Source organism: Microbacterium sp., assembly GCF_047605725.1.
Classification (GTDB): Bacteria; Actinomycetota; Actinomycetes; order Actinomycetales; family Microbacteriaceae; genus Microbacterium.
Genome location: NZ_JASGFE010000016.1, coordinates 1 through 17,883, shown reverse-complemented (window position 1 = coordinate 17,883; position 17,883 = coordinate 1). Strand labels below are relative to the sequence as shown.

General features: G+C 69.9%; 21 protein-coding genes and 1 tRNA gene. 6 read left to right on the top strand and 16 right to left on the bottom strand.

The window, feature by feature from the left end; all coding sequences use genetic code 11:
- Positions 1-3: 3 nt before the first annotated feature.
- Positions 4-627, bottom strand: coding sequence for an oligoribonuclease (gene orn / locus QM641_RS05255; RefSeq protein WP_415114168.1), 624 nt, complete (start codon positions 625-627; stop codon positions 4-6).
- 64 nt (positions 628-691) lie between these two features.
- Here orn and QM641_RS05250 point away from each other — a divergent pair.
- Positions 692-764 (top strand) — tRNA-Arg (locus tag QM641_RS05250).
- A gap of 75 nt (positions 765-839) precedes the next feature.
- Here QM641_RS05250 and QM641_RS05245 read toward each other — a convergent pair.
- A complete protein-coding gene (locus QM641_RS05245) occupies positions 840-1,835 on the bottom strand; it encodes an NAD(P)-dependent alcohol dehydrogenase (protein ID WP_415114166.1) in 996 nt (331 codons plus the stop codon).
- 131 nt (positions 1,836-1,966) lie between these two features.
- Between QM641_RS05245 and QM641_RS05240 the strand changes: the two genes are divergently transcribed.
- Both QM641_RS05240 and QM641_RS05235 read left to right on the top strand, forming a co-directional pair.
- Complete coding sequence (locus QM641_RS05240; protein ID WP_415114164.1) at positions 1,967-3,091, top strand: sensor histidine kinase; 1,125 nt, start codon at positions 1,967-1,969, stop codon at positions 3,089-3,091.
- Positions 3,088-3,741, top strand: a complete 654-nt coding sequence (locus QM641_RS05235; protein WP_415114162.1) for a response regulator — start codon at positions 3,088-3,090, stop codon at positions 3,739-3,741. The genes QM641_RS05240 and QM641_RS05235 overlap by 4 nt, the downstream gene beginning before the upstream one ends.
- On the opposite strand, the gene QM641_RS05230 is transcribed toward QM641_RS05235, so the two are convergent.
- From QM641_RS05230 to QM641_RS05220, 3 genes are all read right to left on the bottom strand, one after another.
- Positions 3,738-5,183, bottom strand: coding sequence for a CoA transferase (locus tag QM641_RS05230; RefSeq protein WP_415114160.1), 1,446 nt, complete (start codon positions 5,181-5,183; stop codon positions 3,738-3,740). The two genes, QM641_RS05235 and QM641_RS05230, sit on opposite strands and share 4 nt — an antisense overlap.
- Positions 5,184-5,591: 408 nt before the next feature.
- Positions 5,592-6,389, bottom strand: coding sequence for a lysostaphin resistance A-like protein (locus QM641_RS05225; protein ID WP_415114158.1), 798 nt, complete (start codon positions 6,387-6,389; stop codon positions 5,592-5,594).
- Complete coding sequence (locus tag QM641_RS05220; RefSeq protein WP_415114156.1) at positions 6,358-6,918, bottom strand: DUF4386 family protein; 561 nt, start codon at positions 6,916-6,918, stop codon at positions 6,358-6,360. Before QM641_RS05220 ends, QM641_RS05225 begins: the two co-directional genes overlap by 32 nt.
- Positions 6,919-7,065: 147 nt before the next feature.
- Here QM641_RS05220 and QM641_RS05215 point away from each other — a divergent pair, with 147 nt between their 5' ends.
- Both QM641_RS05215 and QM641_RS05210 read left to right on the top strand, forming a co-directional pair.
- Entirely contained in the window at positions 7,066-7,704 is a 639-nt protein-coding gene (locus QM641_RS05215; RefSeq protein ID WP_415114154.1) for a MerR family transcriptional regulator, read from the top strand.
- Between the two features lie 56 nt (positions 7,705-7,760).
- On the top strand, positions 7,761-7,970 hold the full coding sequence (locus tag QM641_RS05210) for a methyltransferase (protein ID WP_415114152.1): 210 nt from the start codon (positions 7,761-7,763) through the stop codon (positions 7,968-7,970).
- 15 nt (positions 7,971-7,985) lie between these two features.
- Here the strand turns inward: QM641_RS05210 and QM641_RS05205 are convergent, their stop codons facing one another.
- From QM641_RS05205 to QM641_RS05155, 11 genes are all read right to left on the bottom strand, one after another.
- Positions 7,986-8,573 (bottom strand): hypothetical protein, encoded by a 588-nt coding sequence (locus QM641_RS05205; RefSeq protein ID WP_415114150.1) that lies wholly within the window; start codon positions 8,571-8,573, stop codon positions 7,986-7,988.
- Positions 8,557-8,877 (bottom strand): hypothetical protein, encoded by a 321-nt coding sequence (locus tag QM641_RS05200; protein ID WP_415114148.1) that lies wholly within the window; start codon positions 8,875-8,877, stop codon positions 8,557-8,559. Before QM641_RS05200 ends, QM641_RS05205 begins: the two co-directional genes overlap by 17 nt.
- Before the next feature lie 31 nt (positions 8,878-8,908).
- Entirely contained in the window at positions 8,909-10,183 is a 1,275-nt protein-coding gene (locus QM641_RS05195; RefSeq protein WP_415114146.1) for a DNA polymerase IV, read from the bottom strand.
- Between the two features lie 111 nt (positions 10,184-10,294).
- Positions 10,295-10,966, bottom strand: coding sequence for a hydrogen peroxide-dependent heme synthase (gene hemQ / locus QM641_RS05190; protein WP_415114143.1), 672 nt, complete (start codon positions 10,964-10,966; stop codon positions 10,295-10,297).
- Between the two features lie 19 nt (positions 10,967-10,985).
- The gene (locus QM641_RS05185) at positions 10,986-12,092 is read right to left on the bottom strand and encodes a ferrochelatase (RefSeq protein WP_415114141.1); all 1,107 of its coding nucleotides are present in this window, start codon (positions 12,090-12,092) and stop codon (positions 10,986-10,988) included.
- Positions 12,089-13,603 (bottom strand): Asp-tRNA(Asn)/Glu-tRNA(Gln) amidotransferase subunit GatB, encoded by a 1,515-nt coding sequence (gene gatB, locus QM641_RS05180; protein WP_415114139.1) that lies wholly within the window; start codon positions 13,601-13,603, stop codon positions 12,089-12,091. The genes QM641_RS05185 and gatB overlap by 4 nt, the downstream gene beginning before the upstream one ends.
- Positions 13,603-15,114, bottom strand: coding sequence for an Asp-tRNA(Asn)/Glu-tRNA(Gln) amidotransferase subunit GatA (gene gatA, locus QM641_RS05175; RefSeq protein WP_415114137.1), 1,512 nt, complete (start codon positions 15,112-15,114; stop codon positions 13,603-13,605). Before gatA ends, gatB begins: the two co-directional genes overlap by 1 nt.
- Positions 15,111-15,410 carry an Asp-tRNA(Asn)/Glu-tRNA(Gln) amidotransferase subunit GatC gene (gene gatC / locus QM641_RS05170; RefSeq protein ID WP_415114135.1) on the bottom strand — a complete coding sequence of 100 codons (300 nt, stop codon included), beginning with the start codon at positions 15,408-15,410 and terminating at the stop codon, positions 15,111-15,113. The genes gatA and gatC overlap by 4 nt, the downstream gene beginning before the upstream one ends.
- A 52-nt stretch (positions 15,411-15,462) precedes the next feature.
- Positions 15,463-15,867: a PIN domain-containing protein gene (locus QM641_RS05165; RefSeq protein WP_415114133.1), complete on the bottom strand. Its 405-nt coding sequence runs from the start codon at positions 15,865-15,867 to the stop codon at positions 15,463-15,465.
- Entirely contained in the window at positions 15,864-16,124 is a 261-nt protein-coding gene (locus tag QM641_RS05160) for a type II toxin-antitoxin system Phd/YefM family antitoxin (RefSeq protein WP_415114131.1), read from the bottom strand. Before QM641_RS05160 ends, QM641_RS05165 begins: the two co-directional genes overlap by 4 nt.
- A gap of 38 nt (positions 16,125-16,162) precedes the next feature.
- Positions 16,163-16,699 (bottom strand): DUF4262 domain-containing protein, encoded by a 537-nt coding sequence (locus tag QM641_RS05155; protein WP_415114129.1) that lies wholly within the window; start codon positions 16,697-16,699, stop codon positions 16,163-16,165.
- A gap of 107 nt (positions 16,700-16,806) precedes the next feature.
- Between QM641_RS05155 and QM641_RS05150 the strand changes: the two genes are divergently transcribed.
- A complete protein-coding gene (locus tag QM641_RS05150) occupies positions 16,807-17,625 on the top strand; it encodes a DUF4440 domain-containing protein (RefSeq protein ID WP_415114127.1) in 819 nt (272 codons plus the stop codon).
- The last annotated feature ends 258 nt before the right edge of the window (positions 17,626-17,883 follow it).

Here is a 17,883-nt window from a genome sequence, read left to right as displayed (position 1 = left end):
CTATTACAGGCCCGATGCGAACGACGACACGGCGGAGGCGGCGGCCGCACGCGCCGTGTCGGTGGTCGGACCCGGATCGGCGACGAACACCGCCTCGCGATAGTAGGCCAGTTCGCGGATCGACTCGCGGATGTCGGCGAGCGCACGGTGGCCGCCCTCCTTCGCGGGCGCATTGAAGTAGGCGCGCGGATACCAGCGCCGTGCCAGCTCCTTGATGCTCGACACGTCGACGTTGCGGTAGTGCAGCCAGCGGTCGACGCGGGGCATGTACTTCGCGAGGAACATCCGGTCGGTGCCGATCGTGTTGCCCGCGAGCGGCGCCTTGCCCTCGGCGACGAACTGCTGGATGTACTCGAGCACCTCGAATTCGGCCTCGGCCACGCTCACGCCGTGCGGGATCTGCTCCAGGAGGCCCGACACTTCGTGCATGTTGGTGACGAACGGATTCATGTGCTCCAGCGCCGACGAGTCGGGCTTGATCACGATCTGGAAGCCGGGGTCGAGCGCGTGCAGCTCGAAGTCGGTGACGATCACGGCGATCTCGACCAGCTCGTCGACCTCGAGATCCAGGCCGGTCATCTCGCAGTCGATCCACACGAGACGGTCGTTGTCCGCGGCGCTCACCATGGCGCCTATCCTAACGACCGCCCCCGACGCGGCGCCGGGTGGTGCCGCGTTACGCTGGACGGACGCCCCCGTAGCTCAGTGGATAGAGCGGCGGCCTTCTAATCCGCGGGTCACAGGTTCGAATCCTGTCGGGGGCGCTCATCGCATGATGGCACACGATGTTCGGAGAATGTGATCTCAGCGAACGACATCCGGCTTTGATCTCACCAGTCTCAGGCGTGTGCGATGCGCAGCACGACGTTGCCGCGCTTGCGGCCGGTGTCGACGTAGCGGTGCGCTTCGACGACGTCGGCGAGGTCGTAGGTGCGGTCGATCACCGGCCGGTAGCAGCCCGACTCCGCGAGGCTGACGAGCTGGGCGAGTTCCGCAGCTCCCGGTTTGCCGACGTCCCACGCGACGAGCTTCCCCGACCTACGGCTCTGCCCGCGGCTGCGCAGCATCCCCTGCAGGTCGCAGATGACGAGCAGGAGCGCCCCGCCCGGATTGATGGATGCCTCGACCCTGTCGAACGCGGCGTTGCCCACGCCGTCGACGACCACGTCGTACCGGGCGTTGTTCGCGGTGAAGTCCTGCCGGGTGTAGTCGATGACGCGGTCGGCGCCGAGCGAGGTGACAAGCTCCGCGTTCGGCCCGCTCGTGACAGCGGTCACGTGGGCTCCGAGGTGCTTCGCAAGCTGGATGACGGCGGTGCCGACAGCTCCGGACGCGCCGTTGACCAACACTGTGGTGCCGGGCCGGATCGAGACCTTCGACAGGAAGCCCTGGGCGGTGATGCCGCCGAACACGAGGGTGACGGCCTCCTCGTGCGTCAGGTTGGCGGGAGCACGGGTGATCGCGCCATCCGCGGGCACGCACACGTACTCGGCGTGACCGCCGAATTCGCTGCCCGTCATCGCGATCACCCTCTCGCCGGGGGCGAAACCGGTCACTCCCCCGCCGACGGCCTCGACGACGCCCGCGGCATCCATGCCCAGCACACGGCGCTTGGGCCGGAACAGGCCGATGGCGGCCGCGGCGATCAGGTCGAGCCCGCGCGGGACATCACGGGTCCGTGCCCGGTGATCGGCGATGCTCACCGTGCTCGCGTGCACGCGGATGAGCACCTCGCCGGGTTGCGGCACGGGCACGGGGAGTTGCTCGAGGCGCACGACCTCGGGTGCGCCGAAGCGGCGGTACACCGCCGCGGTCATGGTGGTCGTGGTTGTCATACTTCGATGCTCGCCGCCGCCCGGGCCTGCGGCATCGGGAGAACGGCCCGGAACATCCCGGCCGAAAGTACGATCCTGCACTCGTACTCCGTGCCGACGCCGCGTATCCCGTGCGCTCGTATCCTGAGGTGGTGACCGGGCTCCTGCACTCCGCGTGGCGTGCACCGAGTGCGGTGCCCCCACCGCCGCGTCGGGTGTGGCGCGACTGGGTGCTGCTGGGCTCGATCGTCGCGCTCGCGATCATCGAAGGCATCCTGAGAACGGACCTCACCCAGCCGGTGGTCTCCGTGATCACGGCGCTTTCAATCGCACCGACGGTGCTGTGGCGACGCACCCGACCGCTCGTCATGCTCGTGACCGCGATAACGGTTGCGACACCCGCGCAGCTGCTGCTGCCGGACTCGACGCTCAACACGAGCGTGTTCGTGCTGATCCTCGTGTACGCGCTGTTCCGCTGGGGGTCGGGTCGCGAGCTGCTGCTCGGCTCGGCGCTGCTGCTGGCGGTGCTCGGGATGTCGTTCGCGCTCACCCCGGAGCTCGATGTCCTCGTGGGCGGATTCGCGGTGCTGCTGTCGGCGTCGGTGCTCGGCGCGGTGCTGCGCGCGCAGGCGAGCGCGAGGCAGCGGCGGATCGACCGCATCCGCACCCTCGAGCGCGAGCAGCTCGCGCGCGACCTGCACGACACGGTCGCTCACCACGTCTCGGCGATCACGATCCGTGCCCAGGCGGGCCTCGCGATGGCTGCGAGCGATCCGGATGCCGCCCGCGACGAGCTGCGAGTGATCGAGGCGGAGGCGACGCGCACCCTGGCCGAGCTGCGTTCCATGGTGGGCGTGCTGCGCCAGGGCGAAGACGCCGAGCTCGCGCCCAGCCCGCGCCTGCGCGACATCCAGTCCCTCGCGGGTACGCGCCCGGGCGGCGCCACGGTCACGGTGCGGGTCTCCGGCGACGACGGCAGCATCCCGCCGCCGGTGGCAGCGGCCGTCTTCCGCCTCGCCCAGGAGTCGGTGACCAACGCGTTGCGCCACGCGAGGCAGGTCACCCGCGTCGACGTCGTCGTCGACGTGGATGCCGGGGGGGTTCGCCTCAGCGTGACCGACGACGGCGACGTCGCCGCCTCGCCGAACCCCGGCTTCGGCATCACCGGCATGATGGAGCGCGCAGCCTTGCTCGGCGGCACCTGCCAGGCAGGCCCTGCACCGGGCCGTGGGTGGGCGGTCACCGCGGTGCTGCCTCGTGTTGGATGGGCAGCATGACCATTCGCGTGCTCGTCGCCGACGACCAGGAGCTGGTGCGCACCGGGCTCAGCATGATCCTCGGCGCCGAGCCCGACATCGAGGTGGTCGGGCAGGCCGTCGACGGCCACGAGGCGGTCGCCCTGGCACGGAGCCTGCGGCCCGACGTGTGCCTCTTCGACATCCGGATGCCCGGTCTCGACGGCATCGAGGCGACCCGCGCCCTCGCCGGCCCCGGCGTGCAAGACCCGCTGGCGGTCGTCATCATCACGACGTTCGACCTCGACGAGTACGTGTTCGCCGCGCTGCGGGCCGGCGCGAAGGGCTTCCTGCTCAAGGATGCCGGGCCGGAGCTGCTCGCTCAGGCGATCCGAGCCGCGGCCGACGGTGATGCGCTCATCGCACCCAACGTCACGGTGCGCCTGCTCGAGGCGTTCGCCGGGTCGGAGCCCGCGGCATCCCCGGCGCAGCCGATCGAGCCGCTCACCGAACGCGAGGAACAGGTGCTCGTGAAGGTCGCGAGCGGCTTGAGCAACAGCGAGATCGCGGGCGAGCTCTACATCACGCTCAGCACGGTGAAGACCCACGTCGCGAGCCTCATGACCAAGCTCGGCGCGCGCAACCGCGTCGAGATCGCGATCTGGGCGCACGAGACGCGGCGCATGCGTTAGCCGCGACGCTGCGTGATCTCGTCGGCCCACTCCGGGCGATCGCTCCCCCAGCGATGCAGTGGCGAGACGTATCGGGTAGGGGCTCCGGGAAAGTCGAGCAGCGGTGGTGCGCAGGTGACAACGGAGCGGCTCTCACCGGCACCAACCCTCAGCGAAAGCGACTCGGTCGGAAGCTCGGGGGCGTCGCCGGCCTTGTTCGAGCGGTCGGACGGGCCGGCGGCGAGCAGTTCGTGGGCGATGCGCGCCAGGTTGACGTCGATCTCGAACGAGCCGCCGTGAGAGCGCTGTGCCCGGAGCGCGGTGGCAACGGATGCCGCGAGGAAGTGCCCTGCTGAGTGGTCGAGTGCCTGAACCGGCAAAGCTCCGGGTGTTGTCCCACCGTCCCTGCTCTCGACGAGGGAAATGCCCGTCGCGGCTTGCACGAGGCTGTCGAACCCACGGCGTTCGCCCCAGGGGCCGTCCGTTCCCCACGCAGAGAGCTGCGCGACGACGATCCCGGGGAAGCGTAGATGGAGGGACTCGACGTCGAGGCCGTACCGGGCGAGGGCGCCGGGCCGATATCCGTGCACGACGACATCGGCTGTTTCGAGCAGCCGCTGGAACGTGTCATGGCCACCTGGGTCGCCCAGGTCGAGAAGCGCGCTTCGCTTCTCGTGCCCGGTGTCGAGGTGCTGGGATTGGGATTCGGGAAGTCGCGGGGAATCGATGCGCAGGACGTCCGCGCCTGCCACGGCAAGATCGCGAGTCGCGACGGGACCGGCGATGACCCGGGTCAGGTCGAGAACCCGGATCCCTGACAGAGGACGCCCGGAGAAGGGCAGCCAGGGGCGAGGAGCAGCATCGCCGCCGGAAGCGAATCGGACGATGGGACCGTCCTCGACTGCCGTGTGGTGCGGATGCTGCCGCCATTCGGCGGAAGTGCGAACGGCGAGCACGAGCGCCCCGGCCTCGGCCGCCCTCTTCTCGATCTCGAGGCGCGACCAGGTGAGCATCGCCGCCTCGACCTCGGTGCGTTCGGCGTCCGATGAGATGCCGAGCAGCCTGGTGAGGCGTTCCGCGTGGTGCGGATAGTTGCCGTGGGTGCGAACCCAGCCGTCATCGACCTGCCAGAATCCGGAGAGCGGTGCCCAAATGGGCGGCGCGGCACCGTCGATACGGAACAGCCGCTCGCTCCCGAAGGACGCTTGTACGCGTGCAGGATCGGGCGAGACCGTGAACGACTCGACCTGTGAACCGCCTCTGTCCGCTCCGGCGAGTGCGATTGCGAGCGAGGACAGCGCAACGCTGTCGTAGGCCAACTCGCCCACTCGCAGGTTCGACTCCCATGTGGGCAGCTGAGGTGCGAGGCTGAGCGCCGCCAGTTCCTCGTCCCGGAGACCGAGCGCCTGGGACACGCGGCTGCCCACATGGTGGAGCCCGGGCCGGTCGCGGGAAATCGGCATCCGTGTCATCTTCGGCACCTCCGATCCCCTCCCTCCCATCTTGCCCCCTCGGGATAATTGAGGCATGGGTGAAATGCACGAGGGGCTTGAGGTCGTAGCGTTCTCGGACGTGCCCGGACTGCGGGCGTGGCTCGGAGAAGCCGGCGTGACCCATCCCGGCGTCTGGGTCCGTTTGCCGCGCGCGACGTCGACCCGCCCGAGCGTGACGTTCCACGATCTGCTCGTCGAGGGCATCGCCTACGGGTGGAGCGAGAGCACCCGCCACGCGTACGACGAACAGTCCTACCTCCAACGCTTCACGCCTCGACGAAGCCGCGGAACGGCTTCCGAACGCAACCGTCGGATCGCAGCCGACCTTGAACGCTCGGGTCGCATGACGGAGGCCGGCCGCGCTGCACTGGGCCTCCGTCAGGAGAACGCGAGGCCGCTCACCACGGTGAACACCAGCACGAGCACGACGACGCCCTCGATCGAATGCAGAACGATCGCGAACCAGATCGTGCGATACCGCCTGGCGGCCCAACTGAAGGGCATGGCCGTGAGGAGCACGACCGGCAGCGTCCAGAGCTTCTGGGTGTGATAAAGGGTGAAGAGGATGGCGTTCGCGAGCCAGTCCCATCGCCCGAACGCACCTCGCATTCGCGGCAGCAGCACCCCTCGGAAGAAGAGCTCCTCGCCCAGCACATAGTTGAAGACGAAGCTGACCAGTGCCACGACAAGGATCCACCACTGCCCTGTGAACGCGGGATCGGCCAGTCCGCTGATGGCCGCGCCCTTGAGTTCGGTCAATCCGGCAGCTTCCATGAGCGATACCAGCAGGTCGGCTGTGAGAGTGAGCGCGGCGAAGGCCGCGGCGATCGGGACGATCATCCACCACAGCCGGGGTCTCGGGGCATTGGTGCGAGGATCGCGGGGCTGTTGCGCCCAGACCCTCGGGGCGACGACCGACCAACGCAGGGTGCCGAGTTCTCGGCGCAGCAGGATCAGTGAGAAGACGAACTGCCACACCATGCCGCAGATCATGAGCAGCCAGAACAGCATCCCCGGGTTCAGGGTGGTGGCCGCGCGAAGTATCGGCCAGACTCCCCAGACGAGGATCGCCGTGGGGGCAGTGGCGGCGAGCCAGGTGAGCAGGATGTTGCGAAGCGAGAGTTGTCGAGGATCGCCCCGACGCTCAGCCGTGCTTTTCGTTCCGCGCACGACCACCCCAGCCCAACAACCAGATGAACAGCACGACCTCGCCGATGAAGACAAACTGTCCCAACCTCAGCGTCGCGTCGGGTACGAGCAGCACGAGGCAGGCGTCGAAGACGTAGCCGACTCCGGCGAGCAGCACAAGAGCGCCGAGCCAGGTGGGCATATCGCGCGACCGCACTGTCGCGGTGCCTGCGAGCAGGAGGTGCGCACCGAAGAGCAGCAAACCTGCGTCCCAGGTGGACTGAAAGCCGTCGACGTCGCCCGAGGCTAGTGCGCCCGCGGCTGCCGCGAAGATCGGCGCGTAGGCGAGCCGCATGGCAGCGGAGATCGCAGCCAGGAGAGTTCCGCCCGAGCACAGCACGGGGTAGAGGGCTACGGCGACGACGACGTCGAGTGCGGCGACCAGGAGCACCACCAAGGCTGCGGCGGCGGTGAGGCCGGCGGGGAGGGCGAGCATCACGCCGAGCGGGGCGATCACCGCCATCGCCGCGAGACCGACGCCGGAGACGATCGAAGCGGAGCGAATCGAGACTTCCAAGAGGGGACTCCTCATCTGAGAAAGGGACGCAGTTGACGGCCCTGGAATCGGAAGGGAGGCCGATTTATGGATAGTGTAGCTAACGGTTAGTGCCACTGTCTACTGACTGATGCCATGCTGGGACGCATGGAGTCAGACGCTCTGCGCATGACGATCAGTCAGCTATCCGAGGTGACGGGCGTCCACCCATCGACCATCAAGTTCTACATCTCATCGGGTCTCCTGCCGCGGGGAGAGTTGATCGCCTCCAATCGAGCCGTCTACGGTGCCGTCCACGTCGATCGCATCCGCTTCATCCGCACGCTGGTCACGGTGGGCGGCGTCAGCATCGCGCGGCTGCAGGATGTGGTCGCCGCACTCGACGGCGGATCGTTGACCGCCGTCCTTGCCGCCGCGCAGGACGCGGTGCGCGATGATCCCGCAGCCCCCTCCGTGCGGGAATCCACGCTCGACCGGCTGCGTGAGCGCTTCGGCATCGAAGCGGGAAGCCCTCTCTTTCACCATCCATCTCTGCGGCGGCTCGCGGCGGCTGCCGAGGCGGCAGAGGAGCCGCTGGGCGACGGGTTCGACGAGTGGCTCGACGGCCTCATCGATGCCGCGGATCGCGCGGCCAGCGCCGACCTCGCCCTCGTCTCGCACGCCGGATCACCTGCCGTCGCCGCCCAGTACGCGGTGGTGGGCATCCCGCTCGGCGACGTGATCCTCAAGCACGCTCGACGGCTGTGGCAGTCCACCTCGACGACCCAGACCTACGGCGCCGGTCCGGTCCGCCCTGCAGAGGATTGAGCCCTGGCATCCGTCCCCGCACCGGCGTAGCGTCGAGGTATCGGAAGGAGTCTGAGATGATCACATCCGAGACGACGAGCCTGTGGGTGGCCTACGGCGACAGCGGCGTGGTCGGGACGATCCGCAAGGGTGACGACGGCTACACCGTCACGATGGCGGGGGCGTCCTCGTCGGTCGGGACGTACCCGACGATGGATGCCGCCAAGGGCGCCCTGAACTCGCATCAGCGGCCCGGCTCCGGCTGGCCGCAGTTCCGCGAGCACTGAACCGCAGGCGAAGAATCACGGCACGTCGAACACGTGCGTGGCGTGCCGCACCGGATCGTCGCGCTCCAGGTGGCGTCGTTCCTGTGCGGCCCAGCGCGCCCAGTGCGGGCGGTAGGCGTCGCCGTCGCGGGTGAGCGCGCGCTCGCGGCGGGAGTCCTCCGGCGATTCCAGCCACACGCGCACCTCGCCGAGCGGCGCCGTAGCTGCGGTGAGCAGCCCGGACCCCTCGACGACGAGCGGCAGGTCGGGCACGACCGCGTACGCCTCGGCACGCGCGTGGGCGACCCAGTCCCAACGACGCCACACACCGATACGTCCCGCGCGATGGGGAGCGAGGATGTGCTCGCGGGCGTCCTCGACGCCGTCGTCGAGTCCGTCCCAGCCCGGATACAGGGAGTCGAGGGCGACCAGTTGCACGGCTCCCCCGCCCGGCCACCGCGCGACCAGGTCGCGTGCGAGCGAGCTCTTGCCCACCCCGCTGCGTCCGTCCAGGAGCACGACCGGTGCGGCGACGACGCACGCTGCGATCGCGGCCAGGATGGTATCGGATGCCGCGCCCAGCGCCGCGGTCACCGCATCGGCGCGGTCAGCGCTTGAGCGCACGGATGATGCGACTGAGCGTACGGCCGGCGACCCAGATGAAAGGAATCGCCACCGCGACCAGCGACACGAGGTTCGGCTCGAAGCGCAGATCGTCGCCGCGGCGGATGTAGGCGCCGAGCGGGATCGAGACGCCGCCTCCTCCGCCGCCGTTGCTGCCTTCCTTGTCCTCACCGGCGCCGAAGCCCGACCAGGCGAGCGCGACGGGGACGATGCGGACGCCGTCGACGTCCTGCTGCTCGCCGTACGCGCTTGTGACGCCGAGCGATGCGGTCTGCTTGCCGAGTTCGAGTGCGAGATTGGGCATGGGTCCACGCTAGTCCCCTCGGCGGCATCCGTCAGCCGGAGCCGTGACCACCCGAGAAGGGCAGCCGCGGACTGCTCGGCAGGGCCTCGACGTCGCGCCGGGCGCCCAGCGCGCTGGCGCGCATGACCGCCCCGCGGCCGAACCGCGCGCTCGCGTCGTCGAGCGCCTCGTCGACGCGTCGCCAGTCGGCGTCGTCGTCCCACAGGGCCAGCGGCGAGCCGTCGGCGGCGCGCAGGTTCTCGCCGCGCACGCCGACCAGGCGCACCGGCTGGTCGAGGTCGATGCGCTCGAACAGCTCGATGGCGACGGCGCCGATGCGCTGGCCGACCTGCGTGGGCTCGGCCAGCGTCTGCGATCGGGACAGCGTCGTGAAGTCGGCCTTGCGCACCTTGATCGCGATCGTCGCGGCCGACCAGCCACCCGCGCGCAGCCGCGCCGCCACCCGGTCACCCAGCCGCCGCAGCTCCGTGCGCAGCACGGCGGGGTCGGCGACGTCCTCCAGGAAGGTCTCCTCGTGGCCCACGCTCTTCTCCACCCGGTGCGTCTCGACCTCGCGCGGGTCTATGCCGCGCGCGAGCTGCGAGATCCGCTCCCCCATCGCCTGGCCGAGGGCGCGATCGAGCACCGGGCGGGGCGTGGCGATGATGTCGGCGACCGTGCGGATGCCACGTGCCTCCAGCGCCTCGGCGGCCTTGGGACCGACGCCCCAGAGCGCGCGCACCGGGCGCGCGGCGAGGAAGGCCGCGGTGTCGGATTCGCTCACGATGAGCAGGCCGTCGGGCTTGGCGAGAGTCGATGCGATCTTCGCGACATGCTTGGTCGAGGCCACCCCCACGCTGCACACGAGCCCGGTCCGCTCACGGACGCGGGCGCGTAGTATCCGCGCGATCTGTCCCGGACTCCCCCACAGCCGGCGCGCGCCGCCGACGTCGAGGAACGCCTCGTCGATCGACAGCGGCTCCACGAGCGGGGTCACCTCGTGGAAGATGGCCATGATCTCGCGCGACAGCGCGGCGTAGCGCTCGAAGTGCGGCACGACGACCACCGCGTTCGGGCACAGACGCAGCGCCTGCCCCACGGCCATCGCCGAACGCACCCCGAACCGGCGCGCCTCGTAGGAGGCGCTGGAGACCACGCCGCGTCCCTCCAGACCCCCGACGATGAGCGGCCTGCCGGCCAGGGACGGATCGTCGAGCACCTCGACGGCCGCGTAGAAGGCGTCCATGTCGACGTGGAGGATGCGAGTGCCGGTGTCGTCGGCGTCTGCCGGCGATACAAGGCGCCCGCTTCCGTCACCGCGTCCCATGCCTCCATTGTCGGCGACACCGCCGACATCGCGTCAACGGGCACCCTCGCGAGAAGAACCGGCACCCTCGTGAGAAGAACGGGCACCCTCGCGAGAAGAACGGGGTGCGCGTCAGCGGGCGGTGAGCGCCTCCAGCTCGACGCGAGGCCCGGTGAAGAACGGAGTCTCCTCGATGACGTGCCGTCGGGCGCCGGTGGCGCGCAGCTCCCGCATGAGGTCCACGATGCGCACGAGATCGTCGGCCTCGAACGCGAGCAGCCACTCGTAGTCGCCGAGGCCGAACGCCGCCACCGTGTTGGCGAGCACGTCGCGATAGTCGCGCGCGGCGGCGCCGTGCTCGCGCAGCAGCTCGCGGCGCTCGTCGTCGGGCAGCAGATACCACTCGCGCCCGCGCACGAACGGATACACGCACAGGAATCCGCGCGGCTGGTCGCCGGCGAGAAAGGCCGGCACGTGCGAGCGGTTGAACTCCGCCGGGCGGTGCACGCCGATGTTCGACCACACCGGCAGCAGCCCCGGATCGGCGGTGAGCACGCGATAGGCCGCCTGCAGGGTCGCGGTGTCCTCCGCCCACCACCAGGCCATCAGGTCGGCGTCGGCGCGGAACCCGGCGACGTCGTACCAGCCGCGCACGCGCAGCCCGTCGAGTGCGGCGAGGCCGGCGCGGACGGCGGCCACATCGGTCGGCGCGCCCTGGAACACGGCGTACATCGTGAACGCGGTCGCGTCGTTGACGGCATCCGCCACGGCGGAGTGGTCGACCGGAGGAATCGTGTCGGTCATTGCTCGCCCTTCTCTCGTTTCAGTCCTCGGTGCCGGCGAGCACCGGGATGCCGGTGACCTCGCCCTCGCGCATGCGACAGCTGCCCGGCGGCGCCTCGTCGGGGAACGCTCCGAGCGCTCCGGTGGTGACCGGCTCGGCGGACTCGCCGCGTGCGCGCGCGGCACGCTCGAGCACCAGGTCGACCAGGCCCCGCACGAACGCGGGCCGGGTGCCGGCCGTTCCGGCCCGCACGGCCGCCATCCCCAACTCGCTCGCCGCCTCGAGCGCCTCGATGTCGAGGTCGAAGGCCACCTCCATGTGGTCGGAGATGAAGCCGATCGGTGCGATCACCACCCGCTCGACGCCCGCGGCGTGCAGCCGGGTCAGCTCGTCGGAGACGTCGGGCTCCAGCCACGGCGTGCGCGGATCGCCGGAGCGCGAGCAGTAGGCCAGGCTCGATGACAGCGGCACGGCGACGGTCTCGCGCAGCCGGGCGTCGATCGTGGCGCGGACGTCCTCGTGCTGCTCGCGGTACCCCGGCCCGGTCGCGGTCGACGCGCGCTGCATCGTGTCGGGGATGGAGTGCGTCACGTACACGACGTGCATCGGGCCGTCGCCGGGCAGCCGACCTGCCGCCTCCACGATCGCCTCGGTGTTGGCGTCGATGAACCCCGGCTCGTTGAAGAACGGGCGGACGATGTCAAGCTCCAGCCCGGGCACGGCGAGTTCGGCCACCGCGGCCGCGAGGTGCTCCCGATACTGGCGACTGCCGGAATACGACGCATAGGCGCTCGTGACGACGACGAGGATGCGGCGCGCGCCGAAGGCGACGGCATCGCGCAGCACGTCGACGGTGTACGGATGCCAGTTGCGATTGGACCAAAGGACGGGAAGCGTCACGCCGCGGGCGGCGAGCTCGGTCTCCATCGCGGCGCGAAGCGCGAGGTTCTGCCCGTTGATCGGGCTGCGCCCGCCGAAATGGTAGTAGTGCTCCCCCACCGCCAAGAGCCGTTCCTCGGGGATGTTCTTGCCCCGCGTCACGTTGCGCAGGAACGGCAGCACGTCATCGGTCTGATTCGGCCCGCCGAACGAGCAGATCAGCAGCGCGTCGTACGGTGCGGGGTCGGGTGCGAGGGCTCGGGTCACTGCGCGGCACGCTCCAGGATCAGCTCTCGCACGCGGGCGGCGTCGGCCTGTCCACGCATGGCCTTCATGACGGCGCCGATGACGGCGCCGGCGGCCTGCACCTTGCCGTCGCGGATCTTCGCCAGCACGTCCGGCTGAGCCGCCAGCGCCTCGTCGATCGCGGCGATGAGGGCGCCGTCGTCGGAGACGACGGCGAGTCCCCGAGCATCGACGACCTCCTGCGGAGTGCCCTCTCCGGCGATGACGCCCTCCAGCACCTGGCGGGCGAGCTTGTCGGTGAGGGTCCCTGCGTCGATCAGCGCCTGCAGGGCGGCGACGGATGCCGGTTCGACGAGCGAGGCGGCATCCACCCCCTGCGCGTTCGCGATGCGGCTGATCTCGCTCATCCACCACTTGCGCGCGGCGACGGGCGACGCCCCGGCGGCGATGGTGGCCTCCACCTCGCTGAGCAGGCCCGCGTTGACGACGCCCTGGAAGTCGATGTCGGCGAAGCCCCACTCCGCCTTGAGCCGGCGACGGCGCGCCGCGGGCGGTTCAGGCAGCGCCGCGCGCAGCTCCTCCACGAGCGAGAGCGCAGGCGCGACCGGCAGCAGGTCAGGCTCGGGGAAGTAGCGGTAGTCGTCGGCATCCGACTTGGGGCGCCCCGGCGAGGTCGTCCCGGTGTCCTCGTGCCAGTGCCGGGTCTCCTGGACGATCTCGCCGCCCGCGGCGAGGATCGCAGCCTGCCGCTGGATCTCGTAGCGCACGGCGCGTTCGACCGAGCGCATCGAGTTGACGTTCTTGGTCTCGGTGCGCGTGCCGAGCTTGTCCTGACCCCGCGGCCGCAACGACACGTTCGCGTCGCAGCGGAGGTTTCCGCGCTCCATGCGCGCCTCCGAGATGCCGAGCGCACGCACGATGTCGCGGATCGCGGCGACGTACGCCTTCGCCACCTCGGGTGCACGGTGCTCGGCGCCGAAGATGGGCTTGGTCACGATCTCGACCAGGGGAACGCCTGCGCGGTTGTAGTCCACGAGCGAGTACTCCGCACCCTGGATGCGGCCGGTCGCACCTCCCACGTGCGTGAGCTTGCCGGCATCCTCCTCCATGTGTGCGCGCTCGATCGGCACCTCGACGATGGTGCCGTCCTCGAGCTCGATGTCGACCTTCCCGTCGAACGCGATCGGCTCGTCGTACTGCGAGATCTGGTAGTTCTTGCCGAGGTCCGGGTAGAAGTAGTTCTTCCGCGCGAAACGGCAGCGGGGCGCGATCGAGCAGCCGAGCGCGAGTCCCAGACTGATCGAGGAGCGCACGGCGGTCTCGTTCACCACCGGCAGCGAGCCGGGCAGTCCCATGTCCACCGGCGCGACGAGCGTGTTGGGCGCGGCGTCGTGGTGGGCGGGGTGGGCGGGGTTGCCCGCGGCGGAGAACATCTTCGTCCGCGTGTTCAGCTCGACGTGCACCTCGAAGCCGAGCACCGGCTCGAACCGTTCGAGCGCCTCGTCGAAGTCCATCAGCGCGACCTTGGCCATCAGCGGCTCCCTCCGAGGACCGGGGCGCGGTCCAGCAGCGGACCGCCCCACTGATCGACCAGCAGCGCCTCCAGGGCCGCGCCGACGCGGTAGAGCCGCGCGTCCTCGCGGGCCGGGGCGAGGAACTGGATGCCGACGGGCAGACCGTCCTCCTCCGCCAGTCCGCTGGGGAGCGAGATCCCCGGGATGCCGGCGAGGTTCGCCGGGATCGTCGTGACGTCGTTCAGGTACATCTGCAGCGGGTCGTCGATCCGCTCGCCCAGCCGGAACGCCGTCGTGGGCGAGGTGGGGGTCGCGATGACGTCGACCTGCGCGAACGCGGCGTCGAAGTCGCGCTGGATGAGCGTGCGCACCTTCTGCGCGCTGCCGTAGTAGGCGTCGTAGTATCCGGCCGACAGCGCGTAGGTGCCGAGGATGATGCGGCGCTTGACCTCGTCGCCGAAACCGGCCTCGCGACTGGCTGCCATCACGTCCTCCACGGTGCCGCCTGCGACCTCCACCCGCAGGCCGAAGCGCACCGAGTCGAACTTGGCGAGGTTGCTGGATGCCTCGGCCGGAAGGATCAGGTAATACGCCGCCACGCCGTACTCGAAGTGCGGGGCGCTCACCTCCACGATCTCCGCGCCGTGCGCCTCCATCGTCTGCAGCGCCGCGTGGAACGATGCCGAGACGCCCGACTGGAAGCCGCTGTCGGGAAGCTCGCGGACGACGCCCACGCGCAGGCCCTTCAGCACGTCGCCGCGTGCACCCTCCCGCGCGGCCTCCGCGAACGACGGCCAGGCCTCCGACAGCGAGGTCGCATCGTGCGGGTCGTGGCCGCCGATCGCGTCGTGCACGAGCGCGGCGTCGAGGACCGTGCGCGACACGGGCCCTACCTGGTCGAGGCTGGAGGCCAGCGCGATCGCGCCGTAGCGGCTCACCGCGCCGTACGTGGGCTTGAGGCCGACGGTGCCGGTCACGTGCGCGGGCTGTCGGATCGAGCCGCCGGTGTCGGAGCCGAGCGCGACCGGGGACTCGAAGGCCGCCACCGCCGCCGCCGATCCGCCGCCGGAGCCGCCGGGGATGCGGTCGAGGTCCCACGGGTTGTGCGTGGGGCCGTACGCGGAGTGCTCGGTCGACGAACCCATCGCGAACTCGTCCATGTTGGTCTTGCCGAGCGGCACGAGTCCGGCGGCGCGGGCGCGCGCCACGACCGTCGCGTCGTAGGGCGAGAGGAAGCCCTCGAGGATCTTCGAGCCGCTGGTGGAGGGCATGTCGGTCGTCACCAGGACGTCCTTGATCGCCAGCGGCACGCCGGCGAGGGGTCCGAGCGTCTCGCCGGCGGCGCGGCGGCGGTCGAGGCCGGCGGCGACCTCGACCGCGTGATCGCTCACGTGCAGGAAGGCGTGCACGTCCCCGTCTACGGCGGCGATGCGGTCGAGGTGGGCGCGCGTGGCCTCGACGCTGGAGATCTCACCGGTCGCGAGAGCCGCGGCCAGCTCCGCGGCGGTGAGCCGGGTGAGGTCGGTCATTGCTCTTCTCCGAGGATCGCGGTCACGCGGAAGCGGTCGTCCGCGGCATCCGGCGCGTTCTGCAGCACCTGCGAGGCCGTGAGCATGTCGCCGACCACGTCGGGACGGAACACGTTCTGCAGGGCGATCGGGTGGCTCGTCGCGCGGACGTCGGGCGTTGCGACCTCGGACACCTTCGCGATGTTGTCGACGATCGCGTCGAGCTGGCCGGTGAGCCGGGCCACCTCCTCGTCGCTGAGCCGGATCCGGGCGAGCACGCCGAGATGGCGCACGAGATCGGGTGTGATTTCAGACACCAGACGATTCTACGGGGACCGGGCGATGCTGCCTCGGCATCGCCCGCAACGCCTACACGCGGATCACCGTGACGCCGGGGACTCCGTCGAGCGCGTCGAAGTCGGCATCCTGGGTCACAATGGGCAGTTCGTTGGCCGTCGCGATCGCCGCGATCCAGAGGTCATTGATCTCCATGCGTCGACCCTTCTCGGCGAGGAATACGCGCAGTCGCGCCCAATGGTGGGCAGCGTCGGCGGTTACCGGGATGACCGGCATCCCTCTGAGCTTTTCAAGCGTCGCGAGCCGCTCCGAACGAGCCTCGACGTCGGGTGCCGACAGCACGCCCACCTCGATCTCGGCCTGCGTAATGACGGTGGTGAGCAGCACATCTGGGAAGCTCGCAACATCCACTTGGCGACCCGCCTCGAGGCCGATCAGCACCGACGTGTCCAGCACTCCCGCTGACCGCGCGCTCACCAGCCGAGATCCTTGTCGTCGGTGAGTTCGCTCGCAAGCTCCCGCAGAAGATCGCGCAGGCCAGGGTCGGCCTGCTTCTTGTTCAGCCACGCGACGAACTCCTCCCGCGGCATCGGACGCCGGCCGTCGTCGCGGGCCGGCACGAGCCGCGCCACGGGGCGGCCGTGCACGGTGATCGTGATGTCTTCGCCCGCCTCGACGCGCCGCAGGACGCCCGCGGTGTCGTTGCGCAGCTCGCGAACCGGGATGTCGGCCATGTCAGCATCGTAGCTCTGCGTAGCCGTGTGTAGCACAGTCATGCGCGGAACTCTCCCGGACGCGGCTGTATCCATGGCGGGATCGCGTAGCCCGTCTCCCAGGGGAACCGCCTCTGCTTGTCGTCGTACGTGAGTTGGAGCAGCGGCACCGAGTGCTCGGGCGGGCGCCGGTAGAACCGGTTCGCGGCGATCGCGATCTCGCCGGGATTCGGCACGGCTTCGACCGTAACGCGATGCGTCCAACCCTCGAAGGTCAGCAGCTCGCCGGGCACGAGGTCGTTGCCGCCGCGTATGCGGTCGGCCACCTCGTTCAGGACCCCCGACGCCGTCCCCGGATCGACGCCGACCATCAACAGCTCGGGATGCCCGATCCCGAACAGGCCCACCGTATAGGCGAACGGCGGCTGCTCGTCGCGCTGCGCGTCGTCCGTGGCATCGCCGAGCCGGCTGCAGCACGAGCACTGATCACCGCCGACGTACTGGATGTAGACGCCGTGCGCACGGATCACGTCGGCGGTGTGCTTGTCTTCCTGGTCCAGCCAAGCCTGGATCGCGAGGTCTGATGTGCGTGTCATGGGTGTTCCCTTCTCGATGCCAGCAACAGTAGAACGTACATACGACACTCCACGCGACTCGGCGATACCGGCTTCCGCAGCATCGCTTCACACGCCACGATGGACACGTGTCAGAGTTCGACATCGCCGACATCGCCGACATCATGCACAGCAGCAAGATGGACGGATACGTCGACCCGGTATCCCGCGAAGTGCACACCCGCCTCGACGACGGCTTCTACGGGGACGATGACCAGGACGACATCGCGGACGACTGGATCCGGATCGACGCTGCCGATACAGCCGAGGAGTACGAGGACATGGTCGACTTCGCCGCGGCGGTGACCGACACGCCGCAGCGAATTCGACTGATGCGGGCGCTCGAGGGACGCGGCGCATTCCGCCGGTTCCGTGACGAAGTGCACCGAGATGGCGACATCGGCCGGCTGTGGCACCGCTTCCCGGACGCGAGGCGGGAGATGCGCGTCGCGTCCTGGCTGGCCGATGTCGACCTCATTCCGCACGAGGAATCCGACGTGCTCGTCGTGGCGCGGCAGGCGACCCTCGCCGAGGTGCGGCGCAGTCTGGCTCAGCTCGCGGATGCCGAGCTCGAGGCGGTCGCAGCACTCGAACGCGAGCTGCAGACCCCCGAGTGCCGATCGGATCCCGCGCGGGTGGCGGAACTTCTGGCGGATGACTTCGAGGAGGTGAGCGCGTCCGGGTCAGCGTGGAGCAAGGCGGACACGCTCGCCGGTCTCGCGGCCGAGGCATCCGAGGCCCCGCGCATCCACGTCCACGAGCTCGTCACCCGCCGCGTCGCGGATGACGTCGTGCTCGCGCGCTGGATGTCCGAACGGAGCGGCCGACGAGCGGAGCGGACCTCGCTCTGGCGGCGCGACGACGACAGGTGGCGCCTGGTGCACCATCAGGGCACGCCCGTGGCGTAAGCGCGCTGCACCCACGGTGCGTCTCGCTCGAGGAACGAGACCTCGACGGGCTCCGCGGAGCCTGCCGTCACCGCGAGCTTGATCACCCGGCATCCGGATCGAGTGCTTCGAGCGCATCCGGCCCTTGCTCGACCAGCACCTTGAACTGGGCTGCGTCGATGACGCGCACGCCGAGCGCCTCCGCCTTCGCGAGCTTCGACCCGGCGCCCGGGCCCGCCGCGACGAAGTCGGTCTTCTTCGAGACGCTGGATGCCGCCT